Raw genomic sequence first — 17,408 nt, forward strand, 5'->3', positions numbered from 1 at the left:
TCAGATAAAAAATATACAAATCCATCAAGAGTTTCTTTTGATGGATTTTTTGTTTTACAGCCGTTTTCAAAAGAAAATTTCATGTTAAAAATTCAAAGGTAAATTACAGACTTCGAAAAAACTCCATATATTTGGGTTCACTAAAAGCATAAAAACTATGGCCTTCAATTCAAAAAATCCTTTTTTAAGTAACAAGCGTTTTTCATCAAATGCTGTTTCAAGAGCTGAAGAAGTACACGAAGCAAAGATTATTGATTACAATCAGGAAATGACTTTGTCTGGTACGATTAATAAAACAGCTATTTTATTTTTAATATTATGCGGCGCTGCTATGGTAACATGGTGGATGGCTTTTAACGGAATGAATATTATGCTTCCTGCTATTGGTGGTGCAATTGTTGGATTTGTTCTTGTTCTAATTTCTGCATTTAAACCACAATTATCACCGTATCTTGCTCCGGGTTACGCCTTATTTGAAGGATTATTCATTGGAGGAATCTCAGCTATTTTTGAAGCTATGTACCCTGGAATCGTAATAAACGCAGTTGGGGCCACATTGGTTACCTTCTTAGTTTGTTTAGGTTTATATAAATTTAAAATCGTAAAAGTTACAGAACAATTCAAATCAGTTGTAATTGCTGCTACTTTGGCAATCGCTACTTACTATCTAATTTCATGGATTGCTTCTTTAATTTTTAATTTTACTCCGGTACATTACGGAAATGGAATGATGAGTATTGGTATCAGTGTTTTTGTAATTATAATTGCGGCTCTGAATTTATTCTTAGATTTCGACCTTATTGAAAAAGGTGTCCAAGAAAAAATGCCGAAATTCATGGAATGGTATGGTGCAATGGGATTAATGATTACATTAGTTTGGTTGTATATCGAATTTTTAAGATTATTATCTAAATTGTCAAGTAAGAATTAATTTCGCTCTTTCTAAATACAAAAGCCTTTTTGAAATTCAAAAAGGCTTTTTTTGTGCTATATATTCTAATAATTACTTCGCAGGTTAAAATACAAACAATTTAAAAAAATATTCTTTTTCCTACAAAAAATAATGTTTAACAAAAATAACTTAAAAAGTTATAAAAATGTAACCTCTAAAAATACATTCACTTTTATTTCTTTAAAACATCAATAAAATTAGGCATTTAATTAAAATATTTTAACATGTAATAAATTACAATTTATGCAATAAATTACATTTTAACTAAAATATTGTTGATTAATTTTTCATATATGTTTTTTTAAGACAAAATAAATAAGAATATCAAAATTTTGTATAATTTCGTGTAATCGATTACAATTTTATTTTAATCGAGAATCACAAAAACCACAAAAACTTTTATTAATGTCTAACTTAAACAATTATGAAAAAAAACCTACTTTTCTTAGCTATGTTTTTTATTGCTGTCCAAACTTGGTCCCAGCAAATTAATGAAGCCAGCGGATGGCTTGAATCCGTTTTTGTAAAATGGCAGCCAGTAAGCAATGCCCAAACTTACAATGTCTATTATTCTGGAGAAGGAATTGTTGACAGAAAAATTGACAATCAGCTTATTAGAAGCTATGGAACTTATTTTCGTGCCGATATTCCGGGTTTAAAAGCTGGGTCTTATAATGTAAAAATCAAACCGGTTATTTCCGGTGTGGAAGGAACTGGCACAACAACTGGTTCTTTAACTGTTAAAGCACATGACCGATCTGGATTTGCTTTTGCCAATTCTCGTGTTCCTGGCGGGTACAATGCTGATGGAACACCAAAAAGTAATGCTGTGATTATTTACGTGACGGAGCAGACTAAAAATACCGTTTCTCTTGATGTAACCGGTGCGACAGCAAATCCTTGTGTTGGATTACAAACCATTCTTGACGGATACAAAAAAGGTAAAGAGTTAAGACCTATAATCATTCGTTTGGTTGGGCAAATTACTGATTTATCCTATATGATGAGCGGTGATATTGTTATTGAAAACAGCAAAAATGCTTCGGCTTATCTAACTCTGGAAGGAATAGGAAATGATGCTGTTGCAGATGGCTGGGGAATAAGAGTTAAAAATGCGTCAAACATCGAAATTAGAAATATTGGAACAATGAACTGCGACAGCGGTGAAGGCGATAATATTGGTCTGCAGCAAGATAATGATTACGTTTGGGTACATAATTGTGATTTCTTTTATGGAAATGCAGGAAGTGATGCCGACCAGGTTAAAGGCGATGGAGCATTAGACTGTAAAAAATCTACATATATTACCTTTTCATACAATCACTTTTGGGATTCAGGAAAAAGTAATCTTTTAGGTTTAAGCGAAGGAACTACTGCTGGTTTATATATTACATACCATCACAACTGGTACGATCATTCCGATTCTCGTCATCCTCGTGTGCGCTACTATTCTGCTCACGTTTATAATAACTATTATGATGGAAATTCAAAATACGGTGTTGGATCAACTTTAGGCTCATCCGTTTTTGTAGAAGCTAATTATTTTAGAAATTGTAAATATCCAATGTTGACTTCAATGCAGGGAACTGATGTTTATAATGGTGCCGAGGGAACTTTTTCGAGCGAAGACGGCGGAACCATAAAAGCTTTTAATAATACAATGAGCGGACAAACTCGTTTTGTAGGTTACAATTCTTCAACTTATCCTGTTGAATTTGATGCTTATGTAGCATCGACCAGAAATGAAACTATCAGCAGCAGTATTACATCAAAAAAAGGTGCTAAAACGTATAATAATTTTGATACTAATTCAAGTGTAATGTATTCTTATACACCTGACAGTCCAGAAACTGCAAGAACAAATGTTATGCAATATGCCGGTCGTGTGTCTGGCGGTGATTTGCAATGGACTTTTAATAATGCTGTTGATGATACTGCCGATGCGGTAAATACAGGATTAAAATCTGCTTTGACAAATTATCAAACTAATTTAGTTTATGTTCAGGACGGAACAAATCCTCCTGCTGGAAATCAAACTTTAACTTCAACTTCTAATAACAATCAAACCGTTACCAACGGAACTGCTATTGGTGCAATTGTTTTTACTTGGGGAGGAACTGCAACCGATGCAACTGTAACTGGTTTGCCAAGTTCTGGGATTAGTTTTGTGAAAAACACTTCAGCCAAAACAATTACAATTTCAGGAACTCCAACTGCAACCGTAAATTATTCAATCGCTACAACAGGAACGGCAGGAACTCCTGCAACTGGCTCAGGAACTATTACCGTAAATGCAGCGGGAACTCAAACCTTAACATCAACAAATAATAACAGCCAAACTGTAACCAGCGGAACTGCCATTAACTCAATCGTATTTACTTGGGGAGGAACCGCAACTGATGCTACTTTAACTGGTTTACCAGCATCTGGATTAACTTTTGTAAAAAATACATCGGCCAAAACAATAACTATTGCAGGAACTCCAACTGCAACAGTTTCGTATTCAATTACGACGACAGGAACAGGGACTGCAGCAACAGGATCTGGAACAATTACGGTAAATACAGGTACATCTGGAAGCGAAATTCACAATTTTACAACTTCTGGAAAAACAAGCACATTCTATGCAATTACAGGAAATCTTTCCACTAGTAAAGGCACTGTTACCTATAACGGTTTGACTTTGACACAATGTTTAAAAATCGAGTCTTCTACCAATATTTCATTTACTACAAGTCAGGCGAGTACTTTGACACTTGTTTTTGTGGAAGCTTCGGCAACAATAAAAGTTGACAATGTTGATAAAACAGCTTCTAACGGAATCGTAACAGTATCATTGGCTGCGGGAAGTCATACTATTACGAAAAAAGACACTTCAAATTTATTTTACATGAGTACAGTTTACAGCGGCGGAACGCTTCGTATGGCAAAAATAGAAGCTCCTGTTGATACAGAAGTTGAAAAAGTATTTGTTTATCCTAATCCGGCATCAAACATTATATATGTATCAGATCCAAATCAAAAAATAGAAAAGGTTCTGATCTATAATATCTCAGGCGTACTAGTAAAAACTATTCAAAAAGGAAACGAAAGTATTGATATCAGTCAGCTTTCAACGGGAACTTACTTAGCAAAAATTTATACTGCTGAGGATTCGTTTAACCAAACTATTATTAAAAAATAAAACTGATAATAATTTATAAAAACTAAAAGGCTTCCAAAATTTGGAAGCCTTTTGCTTATCTTTTAAAAAATATTTAATTACAAATCAAATTTAATTCCTTGTGCCAGAGGAAGATTGGTTGTATAATTAATCGTGTTCGTTTGACGTCTCATGTAGATTTTCCAGGCATCAGAACCAGATTCACGTCCGCCGCCGGTTTCTTTCTCACCACCAAAAGCGCCTCCAATTTCAGCACCCGAAGTTCCGATATTCACATTCGCAATTCCACAGTCAGAACCTGTTACAGATAAAAATCTTTCAGCTTCACGTAAATTATTTGTCATAATTGCAGAAGATAATCCTTGTGCAACTCCATTTTGAAGTTCGATAGCATTATCGACATCACCAGAATATTTAATCAAATATAAAACCGGAGCAAAAGTCTCATGTTGTACAATTGCAAAAGAATTTTCAGCTTCAGCAATTGCAGGTTTTACGTAACAGCCGCTTTCGTAACCTTCGCCCGAAAGAACTCCTCCTTCAACCAAAATTTTTCCACCATCAGCAACAACTTTATTCAAAGCCACAGCGTACATTTCGACAGCATGTGTATCGATAAGCGGTCCAACATGGTTGTTTTCGTCAAGCGGATTTCCGATGCGTAATTGTTTATAAGCTGCTACTAAAGCATCTTTAACTTTATCATAAATACTTTCGTGAATAATCAATCTTCGAGTTGATGTACAACGCTGTCCCGCAGTTCCTACGGCTCCAAAAACTGCTCCAATAACAGTCATCTTAATATCAGCATCCGGAGTCACAATAATTGAATTATTTCCTCCCAATTCTAATAAAGATTTTCCTAATCTTGCGGCAACGGTTTGTGCAACAATTTTTCCCATTCTGGTAGAACCTGTAGCAGAAATTAGTGGGATACGAGTATCTTTTGTCAACAACTCGCCTATTTTATAATCGCCGTTTATTAAGCAAGAAATTCCTTCCGGAAGATTATTTTCTTTGATAACCTGAGCAATAATATTTTGACAGGCGATTCCGCAAAGAGGTGTTTTTTCAGAAGGTTTCCAAACGCAAACATCTCCAGAAATCCATGCTAAAGCAGTGTTCCAAGACCAAACGGCAACCGGAAAATTAAACGCCGAAATAATTCCGACAACTCCTAATGAGTGATATTGTTCATACATTCTGTGTCCCGGTCTTTCTGAATGCATTGTCAATCCGTGTAACTGACGAGATAGTCCAACGGCAAAATCACAGATATCGATCATTTCCTGAACTTCTCCGTAACCTTCCTGCAATGATTTTCCCATTTCATAAGAAACCAATTTACCAAGAGCTTCTTTATTTTGACGTAATTTTTCTCCAAACTGACGCACGATTTCTCCACGCTGCGGCGCAGGAATTAATCTAAAAGTTTTGAATGCCTCAGTTGCAGAACGCATTACTTTTTCGTAATCTTCAAGTGTTGAAGTTTTTACAGATGCAATTAATTTTCCGTCTACAGGCGAAAAACTATCTAAAATTTCACCCGATGAAAAGTTCTCTACTCCAGTTGAAGTTCCTTCGTTAACTAGTTTAATTCCTAGTTTTTCCAAAGCTTCATTCATGCCAAATTGTGATGCTATTGTTGTCATTGTAACTTTTTTAGTTAAAATTGTTATATTTTTATGTAAAGATATTATTTTAGAATTAATTTCAAATTGAATTGAACTATTAAAGACAAAGTAAATTTAGCGTTATTTTACAAGTATTAACGCAAAGTCATCCTGATTTATTCGGTAAAATTGATGAAATTTGCATTCTTAAAAATTATAAATATGAACTTTCTCAGTCGGCTTTTGCTTTGTTTTGTCTTAATTTCATTTAATGCTTTTTCTCAAAAAGAACAGAAATCTTCTTTCCAAATAGTGCCATTAGGAATAAAAGGCGGAATCGACGAGAAAAATCTTTCGGCTTATTTAATAGCGCCATCAAATACAAAAGATTTTGTCTGTCTGGATGCCGGAACTGTAAATGCCGGAATTGAAAAAGCAATTGAAAACAAAGTCTTCAAAGTGTCGACCAGCGAAGTTTTAAGAAAATATATAAAAGGGTATTTGATTTCGCATGCACATTTAGACCATGTTTCTGGTTTAATTATCAACTCTCCTGCCGATTCTTCTAAAACAGTTTATGCAACAGAAAAATGTATGGAAATGATGGAAAATCATTATTTCAACGATCAAACCTGGGCTAATTTTGGAGATAAAGGCGTGGGATTTCCGTTGAAAAAATATCATTTTCAAACTTTAAATATAAATGAAGAAACGCCGCTTTCGAATACAACAATGACAGTTAAAGCTTTTCCTTTAAGTCATGTAAATCCTTTTGAAAGCACTGCTTTTTTAATTAAAAATGAAGATAATTACGTTCTTTATTTAGGAGATACAGGCCCTGATTCTGTAGAAAAAAGCGATAAGTTAAAAGCTCTGTGGACAACAATTGCCCCTTTGGTTCAAAACAAACAATTGAAAGGTATTTTAATCGAAGTTTCTTTCCCGAATGAACAGCCGGACAAATTTTTATTTGGACACTTAACGCCAAACCACTTAATGACTGAACTTCATGTTTTGGAAGAATTAGCTGGAAAAGGTTCTTTGAATAATTTCAAAATCATTATTACGCATTTAAAACCGCCGGCTAAAAATATTGCTAAAATTAAAGAGCAATTAAAAGCTCAAAATGATTTAGGATTGAAGATTAAGTATCCCGAACAAGGGAAAAAAATTGAGTTGTAGTTTAAATAATTTTTTTTCTTTTCAACTCCAATAACATCTCTTCATGAGTAATAAACTCACCATTCCTAAGTTCTACTTTTGCTTTTTCAATGCCTTTAAGTGTGACAAGAAATCCTCTTCTAAGCTATTATTTATATTTGCATTTGAGTCCTCTAGCTTTTTTGAATCCTTCATTTTTATATTATTCTTTGTATTTAATAATACCTAACAAATTTTCAGAAATTGTTAGATTAACTTACTTAATCTAAACCCGACAGGTTTTTAAAACCTGTCGGGTTTAATACTCGTACTCTAGATCAATAAGTTATTTCTTAGCCGTAAATCTTGGATCAGTTTCCATTACGGTTCCGCATTTATCACAGGTTCTTAATTCTTCTGAATTGTAGAAATGTTCGAAATGAGGAAGAAAGTCTTTTTCGATATTATGCAGTTCAAAATACACTTCGTAAAGTTTGTGATTGCAATTATCACAATGCCAAAGTAAACCGTCAGTATATCCTTTTCCGACACGTTTACGCTCAATTACTAGCCCTATTGAACCTTCTGAACGAACTGGAGAATGCGGAATTTTAGCGGGGTGTAAATACATATCTCCGGCATTTAATTCCATTTCTTTACGTTCGTCATCTTCCTGAATCACTACTTTTATACTTCCTTCAAGCTGATAAAAAAGTTCTTCGGTTTCATTATAATGATAATCTTTTCGTGCATTTGGTCCGGCAACAATCATGACGATATAATCGCCTGAATCAACATATAGATTTTTATTCCCAACTGGTGGTTTTAGTAAGTGTCGGTTATCTTCAATCCATTTTGTTAGATTGAATGGTTTTGCTATAGCCATTTTTTTCAGAATTTATGAAAAGCTAAGGTAGTGAAAAGTATTCAGTAAACAGTCGCAGTCTCAGTATTCAGACTGCAAACTGTGACTGCAAACTGTGATCTATTTTATCTCTCGTATTAAATAAACATAAACCGGAAAGTGATCGCTAAAACCAGCTTCAGTTAAAGTATTCCGTAACGGATATCCTTTATATCTTCCCGAAGTTTGGATAAGATAAGGTTTATTGAAAATCCCGGCTTTCCAGAATTTGAAACTTGAAAAATCAGGTTCAGTAAAAGATTTGGTCATTATAATTTGGTCAAAAATATTCCAGGAATCTCTAAACGCTAAAGTTCCCATTCCTCTTTCTGCCATTTCTTCGAATGGATTATAAACCCCAAATTCAGGAACGTCTGTTTTTTTTGATTTTGCTCCTAATTCGATTTTCACACTTTTATTAAAAGGTCCGTCGTTTAGATCTCCCATTGTAATTACTTTTGCCATTGGATTTATCTGCTGAAGCGAATCGATAATTTTTCGATTTAATTTTCCTGCCGCTTCACGAAACGGACTGCTGGCTTTTTCTCCGCCAGATCTTGATGGCCAGTGATTGACAATTATATGGATTTCTTCATTTTCTAAAAAACCTGTTACCAAAAGCTGATCTCTGGTAAAAACCCGGTTTTTAGTATCTATTTTAATTTCAACATCTCCTAAATCTTCATTTTTATCTTCCTTAATAATCGGTTTGTTTTTGTAAATCAATAACGGAATATTAGCATAAGAAGTTGGCCTGAAATATTTCTTTTGGTACAAAAGCGCAACGTCAATTCCACGTTGGTCGGGAGAATCAAAATGGATAATTCCGTAATCGTAGCCTGATATTTTTTCTTGTTTAATTAAATCTTCAAGAACACCACGATTTTCAACTTCTGAACATCCAATCAAAGTGGGTGCATTAGAATTTTCAGGAGTCCCTATTTCAGAAATTACTCTTGAAAGATTTTTTAGTTTTTGTTCGTATTTTTCTTTTGTCCAATGCTGAGCTCCAGCTGGTGTCCATTCGTCGTCATTTTTGCCTGCATCATCATAAATATCGAAGAGATTTTCTAAATTGTAAAAGGCTGCGGTATGAATAACATATTTTTTAGATTGTGCATTTGAAAGAGAAATTATAAAAAAGGCGAGTAAACAAAAGTGAAATTTAATAATTTGCATAACTTTAAAAGTTTAAGAGCTCAATTTAAATATTTTGTAAGAATTCTCAATATTTTAATTGAGTAAATAATTTATATTTGTTAATCTCAACATTCAAATAAGCAAAAGAAACTATGAAAAGCTTCCTTACTATCACGAAATATTTTAATGGTGTTAAACTGGCATTTCTTATTTTTGCTTTACAATCATTTACCTGTCAATCCCAACAAATCATGATAACACCACCTTATTTACAAAAAGGAGATACTGTAGCACTTTTAGCAACTGCCAGAAAAAATATCGACGACAATTTAAAACCAACTATTGATTTGCTTAAAAGCTGGGGATTAGAAGCTGTTGTTGGAAGTTCAATTGGATTAGATTACCATCAGTTAGCCGGAACTGATGAACAGCGTGCCGCCGATTTTCAAAAGCAACTAGATAATCCGAATATTAAAGCTATTTGGTGCGTTCGAGGCGGTTACGGAACTGTAAGAATGTTAGATCTGCTGGATTTTACAAAATTCAAACAACATCCAAAATGGGTTATTGGTTTTAGTGATGTTACCGTTTTACACAATCACTTAAACACGATGGGGTATAAATCTATTCATGGTGTTATGCCGGTTACGATTCCGCGTGCTACTCCGGCTGCGATTAGTTCAATGAAATCCAGCTTATTTGGTGAGCCTCTTTCCTATTCTGTCGAACCAAACAGCATGAACCGTTTTGGTAAAGCATCAGGCGAATTAGTCGGTGGAAATCTTTCCATATTATACAGTTTATTAGGTTCTCCTTCTGCAATTGATTGCAAAGACAAGATTTTGTTTATTGAAGATTTAGATGAATATTTATATCATATCGATCGTATGATGATGAATTTAAGACGCAACGGCTGTATCGAAAACCTTAAAGGAATTATCATTGGAGGAATGACCAAAATGAAAGACAATGAAGTTCCGTGGGGGAAAAATGCATTAGAAATCATTGATGATGTAACCAAAAAATACAATATTCCTGTAATCTTTAATTTCCCGGCCGGACATATTCAGGATAATCGAGCGTTAGTTATGGGAAGTACTATTTCTATTGATGTAAATGCATCCGGAAGCACGGTTACTTTTCAGAAATAACAGCATATAATAATTCGATTTAAGAAAGTCTCTTAAATACCACACATAAAATCTCGCAGAGACGCAAAGCCGCAAAGTTTGGATACTTTGTGACTTTGCGTTTTTTATTTTTAAATAATCCCAAATCCATCAGAAGAAACTGAAAACTGAGACTGAAAACCAAAAAACATGGCAGAACACAATGAACTTGGCAAAAAAGGAGAAGAACTTGCTGTAGAATATCTACAACAAAATGGTTATGAAATTTTAGATCGAAACTGGGTTTTTCAAAAAGCCGAAATAGATATTATCGCTCAAAAAGATGATGTTTTAGCAATTGTCGAAGTGAAGACAAGATCGAGTTTAGATTTTGGTTCTCCGCAGGATTTTGTGAAGCCAAAAAAAATTCAACTCTTAATAAAAGCAGTAAATGCCTACATAAACTATAGGGAAAAGGATTTTAATGATGATTTAAATATCCGTTTTGACATCGTTGCGATCCATAAAGACGGGGAATCATTTGCAATTGAACATCTTACTGATGCTTTTTATCATTTTTAACATAATTTTTTCTTGTTATAATTGTAACAAATTGTTTTTTTATTTATATTTGCATAGATTTATAACATCAAATTAACTAAACCACACCTATTAAGTTACAAAAAAAAAGAAAAAAAAATTATGAAAACCGTTTCTTCCATCGTCGAAAATTACATCAAAACGAAACCATTTCTGTTAAACGCTTTATCTCTTGGGATTATAAACCTGACTTCTCTTTCTCGGAACATTATGACCGAGTTAGAAAATGAATTTGGCAAAGAAGTAAAACAAGGGGCTGTTGTAATGTCACTGAAGCGATTGACAGAAGAATTAGATTTTAAATTAAACCATAAAATCAATAAGGTAATCAAGAATATTGGTGAAATTACAGTTAGATCTGAGTTGACAGATTACACCTTCGCAGCTTCTGAAACTGTATTAAACAAACAAGCCGATTTAATTTCTGACATCAACGCTTTATCTGATATTTTCTATACCTCATCTCGTGGTGTAAACGAAACTAATATTGTAGTAAGCAGCAGTGTAAATCATTTAGTGGAGAAACACTTTATGAGAGAAAAACTAATTCAGAAATTAGATAATCTGGCTTCGATTACTGTAAAATTACCAAAAGAAAATATTGTTGTTCCTGGTATTTATTATTTTATTTTCCAGCGTTTAGCTTGGGAAGGAATTATTATAAATGAGGTAATTTCAACTTCAAATGAATTTACAATTCTTGTTGGAGAAGATCAGGTTGATGTTGCTTTTAAAGTAATTAAAGATTTGAAAAACTAATCGCCAAAAATTTAATTTTAGATCTTAAATAAATTCAATTTTCAATAATCCTTTTGTCTTTCTCAAAAAAGATAAAAGGATTTTCTTTACAAATTCACAATTCATGCTTTTCAATCAAACCATTATCAAATAAGAATATTCTCAAAAAATAGGGTTCAATATAGTTAATTTTTAAAATTTTAGCAAAAAAGCCATCAACTTGATAAAAAGCATTTTACTGCCGTGTTTACTGAGATTTCATATAAAATAAATCACAAAAAACCGAAATAAGTTTATTTTACCATTATTTGCTGCGAATAATATTTTTATATATTTGCTAACCACTCAACGCATTAGAGTATCGATTTTGATAGTATCGTAATATAATTAGATTTAAATACAAACTAATTAATTTAATGTTGAAAGCCAAAGACTATAGCGACAAATTATTGGTAAGCGAATTAAAAAATGGCAGCGAAAAAGCATTTCGTTCTCTTTTTGATTTGTATTACCAGGATATTTATGGTTACAGTATAAGTCTTTTAAAATCGAAAGAAGCCGCCGAAGAAAATGTACAGGATGTTTTTATGAAAGTCTGGCAGCATCGAAAGAACTTAAACATAGAACAATCTTTTAAAGCTTATATTTTTACCATTGCCCGAAATCAGGCTTTTAATACATTGAATAAGGCAGCAAATGATTTGGTTTTGAAGGAAGCTGTTTTTTATGAAAGTCAAAAATCGCATGAATACGGAGATTATTCCATTCGGGAAGAAGACTGCAAGAAACTGCGAAAAGAGGCAATGAAACAATTACCGCCAAAGCGGAAACAAATTTTTAAAATGTCACGAAAGAAAGGCATGAGTTACGAAGAAATTAGTCAGGAACTCGGCATCTCTATAAATACTGTCAGGAATCAAATGAGTAAAGCATTAGAATCAATGCGGGTCTTTTTTCAGGTTCACGACGAGATTATCTAACCAAAACCAATTTTTAACCAATTAAATCACTCTTTCCGGGTGATTTTTTTTTGCCTTTACTGTAATAGATTGCCCACGGATTTTACGGGTGAAATGGATTTTCGCAGGTTTTTTGTTTTTTTTTCATTCAACTCAATATTCTTTTATAACACTGAATTTCAAATATAGCCCGCGGTTTCAACCGTGGGGACGCAATATATAAGCAATGTATAATCACGATGCGTGTCCCGTGGTTGAAACCACGGGCTATATTTTAAATAAAAAACCTGTGTAAACCTGTTTCATCCGCTAAATCTGTGGGCAAAAACTGCATTCCATTTAATTTTTACAAAAAAACTTCATTTTAAAATCACTTACAAATCAACAACTTACGATAAATTTTATCTTTTTAAATGTTAAAATTTAAAAATTTACAACGTTTGAGTAGTACTGAAATCGTTTTCGGCTGTATTATATTCAGAACCCGACCTAAAAACAATTCGTAATGAATTCAAATTCTGAAATAAAAAGTCTTTTACAAAAGTTTGTTTTAAACCAATGTACGCCCGAGGAAACAAACGAGGTAATTGCTTATTATAAAAAAAACCAGCTTACTGAGGATTTTCCAACGGTAGAAGACATTCAAAATCTTCTTGTCGAAATGCCGAAAATGGATAAACAAACTGCTGATGATATTTTCATGAATATTTTATCAGCTTCAAAAGAAGAAGAAACCGTAATTGAAATGCCTGAGAGAAAATCAAATTTCAGAAAATATATTTCGATCGCTGCTTCTGTAATTGTTTTACTGGGAATTGGCTTTTTCTATAAACAAAATCTTTCAGACAAAGTTGTTGAACCAAAATTCGATTTTAAAAGCTCTGACATTGTATTACAGTTAGAAAATGGAGAGACTCAAATTTTATCAGAGCATAATTCGGCTCAGGTAAAAGATGCAAAAGGAAATATTATTGGAAATCAAAATGGAGATAAAATTGTTTATGAAAACAGTTTAGATCCGGAAAAATTAGTTTATAACACGATTAAAATTCCATACGGAAAAAAATTCCGCCTCCAGTTATCCGATGGAACTATGGTTCACTTAAATGCAGGAACAACTTTAAAATATCCTGTAAAGTTTATTTCCGGCGAAAATAGACAAGTATTTCTTGATGGAGAAGCCTTTTTTGATGTTGCAAAAGATAAAAAACATCCCTTTATCGTAAATGCCGATGAATTGAACGTTCGAGTTTTAGGAACCCATTTCAACGTTTCAAATTATCCTGAAGATGCTGCGACAGATGTTGTTTTAGTTGAAGGTTCTGTTGGAATGTATCAGTCAAACGAAGAATTTGATGCTTTAAAAAATACTATTCTAAAACCAGGATTTAAAGGAAGTTTCAACAAAGAAAATGCCAAAATTTCGACTAAACCGGTTATTACTGATATTTATACTTCATGGATAAACGGCGGATTGACATTTAGAAACATGACTTTCAAAAATATTATTACAAAACTGGAAAGACGCTACAATGTTACTATTGTAAATAAAAATGAAAAACTGGCAAACGAAAAATTCAATGCAAGTTTCAGCGACGAATCAATTGATAAAGTGATGAGTTATTTCAACGACATCCACGGTATTAATTACACCATAAAAAACGATCAAATACTAATTAAATAACCACTAAAACCAATGAAAAAATATGAAAAACTAAGATTACAGGAATAAAAAAATCGGAAAGAGCTGCGAACAATTTCCGATTAACTAAGTGATTGAATATAACGAATTAACTACAATCAATTAACAAAATTATGAAAAAAAAATCTAAGAATAATGGGTTCCTATACTCATTGTTCCAAAATGACCTAAAATTGAAACTAACTACACTACTTATTTTGGTCGCCATGTTTAATATTAGAGGGAATACTTATGCCCAAAAAACAAAAGTAACCCTTGAATTAAACAATTCAACAATCGAGAAGGTTATTGAGACCATTGAACAAAAAACAGATTTCAGATTTATTTATAAACTGAACGATATCGACTTAGATCGAACAGTTTCCATTTCTGTAAAAGATCAATCGATATATGTGGTTTTAGATAAAATTTTTAAAGGAACTCCAACTGAATTTAAAATCAGAGATACGCAGATTATCCTTAAAAAACCAGAACTTAGAACACAGGTAATCGAATTTCAAAAACAAACTGTTTCAGGTGTAATTACCGATGAAAATGGTCTGCCTTTACCCGGAGCTTCTGTTCTTGAAGAAGGAACTAAAAACGGAATGGTAACTGATTTTGACGGAAAATATAAAATTACTGTTGAAAGCAGCCAGTCTGTAATTATTGTATCATTTGTAGGATATAAAGAGAAAAAAGTAACGGCAAACCAAAATGTAATAAACATTCAGCTTTTTCCGGATGCAACTGACTTACAGGAAATTGTTGTAGTTGGTTACGGAACTGCAATAAAAAAAGATGTAACTGGGGCAGTTTCTTCAATTGCTGCAAAAGATATGAATCAGGGTGCAATTGTAAATCCTTTACAGTTAATTGCAGGTAAAGCTGCCGGTGTAAATATCACTCAGATAGGAAGCGAGCCCGGTTCAGGACCAAGTGTTCGTATTCGTGGAATTTCTTCTTTAATTGGAGGAAATGATCCTTTGGTTGTTGTGGATGGAATTCAGGGAAACATGGATTTGTTAAATCAGGTTCCTCCAAGTGAAATCGAAAGTATCGATGTTTTAAAAGATGCTTCTGCTACGGCTGTTTATGGCTCTAGAGGAGCGCCTGGAGTTATCATTGTAACAACTAAGAAAAACAAAGCCGGAAAAACTACGATCGAATACATCGGATCAACATCTGTTGATTTTATTCCAAAAAAATTAGACATGCTTGATGCTAACCAATGGTGGGAAACTGCTCAAAGTGTTGGTGTTCCGGCATCTTCAAATCACGGATCAAATACAAATTGGTACGGCCTTTTGACTGAAACGGGAATTACCCAGACCCACACATTATCATTTGGCGGCGGAACGGATAAATTCAACTACAGAGCTTCTATAACAGCTATTATGCAAGACGGAGTTGTAATTAATTCTAGTAATCAAAAATATATTGGGCGTATTCAGGCAACACAATTGGCACTTGATGATAAATTAAAATTGACTTTTAACTTAAACTCAGGAATAAATAATACAACAAGCAGTATTGGAAGCATTGGTACAGTAGCTTACACATCAAACCTAATTACAAATGCATTATTGGCAAGACCAACAGATCCTGTTTATAATACTGATGGAACTTATTTTACAGATGGAACCGTATTTCATTATTTAAACCCTTATGCAGCTGCACAAACGGTTACAAATGAAAGACAAGATGATAATTTATTTGGAAGTTTAAAAGCAGATTTAGAATTAGGCAAAGGTTTTACAGCAAACTGGTTTGGAAGCTGGAGAAAAACCAATAGAACTATAGGTTATTACATGCCGGCAGAATCTACAGAAGCGTATGCAGTTGAACAGCAAGGTTTTGCAAATATTGACAATGCCAGACAAAATGAAAAATTAACCAATGTTAGTCTTAGCTATAAAAAAACTTTAGGAATCCATACTTTTAATGCATTAGCTTTATACGAATGGCAAAGCCAGACTTATCAGGGTAATTACACTCAGGCAAGAGGTTTTATTAGTGATGAAGCTACTTACAATGCACTTCAGTTTGGTGATTTATCTAAAGTAAGAGCCGGAGACATCAGATCTTATAAAAATGACAGATCGTTAGTTTCTTATTTAGGAAGGTTAAACTACTCTTTATTAGATCGTTATTTACTTACAGCAAGTATCAGACGAGATGGTTCATCTGTATTTGGTGCCAACAACAAATGGGGAAATTTCCCATCAGCATCTGTTGCTTGGCAAATTAACAAAGAGTCGTTTATGTTGAATCAAAATCTATTTAGTGAATTAAAATTACGTGTAGGTTATGGTGAAACGGGTAATCAGCAAGGTCTTTATCCACAAACTTCGTTACCATTAGTGGACAGCGCAGGAAATATTTATTTTGGAGGATCTATCATTACCAATTTTGGTATTGCTCAAAATGCAAATGCTGACTTAAAATGGGAAACTAAAAGACAAACTAATATTGGACTTGATTTCGCTCTTTTAGATAATAGATTAAGAGGCAGCATAGATGTTTACGATTCTACAACAGATAATCTTTTATTTGATTATACTGTACCTCAGCCTCCATATCCTTATAATAGAATCAAAGCAAACGTAGGAAGCATTTCTAACAAAGGTTTAGAAGCTGCACTTGCATACGATGTTATCAGAACTAATAACAGTACACTGACATTAGCAGGAAACGTTTCTTTTATGAAAAACGAAGTACTTAATTTAAGCGGCAGTATTAACGGTATTCCTTTAAATACTGACTATGTAAATTGGGGAGCACCGAACTCTTTATTGGTAAAAGGAAAGCCAATTGGATCATTTTATATTTTAGAAAGTACCGGTACAAATTCAAATGGTGTTGAAACCGTAAAGGATCAAAATGGAGATGGTAAAATTGATCAGGGCGTTACAAGTCCGGATCGTTACTATGCAGGTTCAGCATTGCCAACTTACACTTTTGCATTTAACCCGTCTTACAGATACAAAAACTTTGACGCTTCTATGTTGTGGAGAGGTTCTGGAGGAAACAAAATTTACAACAACCTTAATCAAAGGTTGAGTATGCTGGAGAACACTGGTAGTTCGAATGTTTTGGAAAGCGCTCCTGATAAAGGAATTTTTTCTTCTCCATACGGATCTGATGCATGGTTAGAAGATGGTTCATTTGTTCGTTTAGAGAACGTTACAGCAGGATATACTTTCCGTTTTACTGATAAATATGTAGACTCTGTTCGACTTTCTCTTACAGGAAGCAATTTACTGCTAATTACAGATTACACAGGTGTTGATCCTGAATTGAATGTAAGCGGAAGTGGTGACCCTAATGATAATTTTGGAGGCGATAAAGGAATTTATCCTCGTACCAGAAGTGTTGCATTTGGTTTGACTGTAAAATTTAAATAGTA

At 33.5% G+C, this 17,408-nt stretch carries 12 protein-coding genes; 9 read left to right on the forward strand and 3 right to left on the reverse strand.

Translation table 11 applies throughout. The annotated features are described in order from the left end of the window. Window positions 1–157 precede the first annotated feature (157 nt). Complete coding sequence (locus ASD98_RS17520; protein ID WP_056206840.1) at window positions 158–931, forward strand: Bax inhibitor-1/YccA family protein; 774 nt, start codon at window positions 158–160, stop codon at window positions 929–931. Window positions 932–1,376: 445 nt separating this feature from the next. Next, window positions 1,377–4,136 (forward strand): T9SS type A sorting domain-containing protein, encoded by a 2,760-nt coding sequence (locus tag ASD98_RS17525; protein WP_056206843.1) that lies wholly within the window; start codon window positions 1,377–1,379, stop codon window positions 4,134–4,136. A 77-nt stretch (window positions 4,137–4,213) separates the two neighbouring features. Here ASD98_RS17525 and ASD98_RS17530 read toward each other — a convergent pair whose 3' ends face one another. Continuing rightward, the gene (locus ASD98_RS17530; protein ID WP_056206846.1) at window positions 4,214–5,767 is read right to left on the reverse strand and encodes an aldehyde dehydrogenase family protein; all 1,554 of its coding nucleotides are present in this window, start codon (window positions 5,765–5,767) and stop codon (window positions 4,214–4,216) included. Window positions 5,768–5,950: 183 nt separating this feature from the next. On the opposite strand from ASD98_RS17530, the gene ASD98_RS17535 reads away from it, so the two are divergent. Beyond that, window positions 5,951–6,910 (forward strand): MBL fold metallo-hydrolase, encoded by a 960-nt coding sequence (locus ASD98_RS17535; RefSeq protein WP_056206849.1) that lies wholly within the window; start codon window positions 5,951–5,953, stop codon window positions 6,908–6,910. 304 nt (window positions 6,911–7,214) lie between these two features. Here ASD98_RS17535 and ASD98_RS17540 read toward each other — a convergent pair whose 3' ends face one another. Both ASD98_RS17540 and ASD98_RS17545 read right to left on the reverse strand, forming a co-directional pair. Next, window positions 7,215–7,754, reverse strand: a complete 540-nt coding sequence (locus ASD98_RS17540; protein ID WP_056206852.1) for a 3-hydroxyanthranilate 3,4-dioxygenase — start codon at window positions 7,752–7,754, stop codon at window positions 7,215–7,217. Window positions 7,755–7,853: 99 nt separating this feature from the next. Beyond that, complete coding sequence (locus ASD98_RS17545) at window positions 7,854–8,951, reverse strand: endonuclease (protein ID WP_056206854.1); 1,098 nt, start codon at window positions 8,949–8,951, stop codon at window positions 7,854–7,856. Window positions 8,952–9,163: 212 nt separating this feature from the next. Here ASD98_RS17545 and ASD98_RS17550 point away from each other — a divergent pair, with 212 nt between their 5' ends. From ASD98_RS17550 to ASD98_RS17575, 6 genes are all read left to right on the forward strand, one after another. After that, window positions 9,164–10,063, forward strand: a complete 900-nt coding sequence (locus ASD98_RS17550) for an LD-carboxypeptidase (protein WP_056206857.1) — start codon at window positions 9,164–9,166, stop codon at window positions 10,061–10,063. 168 nt (window positions 10,064–10,231) lie between these two features. Further along, window positions 10,232–10,603 carry a YraN family protein gene (locus tag ASD98_RS17555; protein WP_056206859.1) on the forward strand — a complete coding sequence of 124 codons (372 nt, stop codon included), beginning with the start codon at window positions 10,232–10,234 and terminating at the stop codon, window positions 10,601–10,603. Window positions 10,604–10,723: 120 nt separating this feature from the next. After that, the gene (locus ASD98_RS17560; protein WP_012023298.1) at window positions 10,724–11,380 is read left to right on the forward strand and encodes a hypothetical protein; all 657 of its coding nucleotides are present in this window, start codon (window positions 10,724–10,726) and stop codon (window positions 11,378–11,380) included. A gap of 395 nt (window positions 11,381–11,775) precedes the next feature. After that, a complete protein-coding gene (locus ASD98_RS17565) occupies window positions 11,776–12,339 on the forward strand; it encodes an RNA polymerase sigma factor (protein ID WP_056206862.1) in 564 nt (187 codons plus the stop codon). 484 nt (window positions 12,340–12,823) lie between these two features. After that, entirely contained in the window at window positions 12,824–14,002 is a 1,179-nt protein-coding gene (locus ASD98_RS17570) for a FecR family protein (RefSeq protein ID WP_056206865.1), read from the forward strand. 191 nt (window positions 14,003–14,193) lie between these two features. Then, complete coding sequence (locus ASD98_RS17575; RefSeq protein ID WP_242412134.1) at window positions 14,194–17,406, forward strand: TonB-dependent receptor; 3,213 nt, start codon at window positions 14,194–14,196, stop codon at window positions 17,404–17,406. The last annotated feature ends 2 nt before the right edge of the window (window positions 17,407–17,408 follow it).

The organism is Flavobacterium sp. Root186 (assembly GCF_001428525.1).
GTDB lineage: Bacteria > Bacteroidota > Bacteroidia > Flavobacteriales > Flavobacteriaceae > Flavobacterium.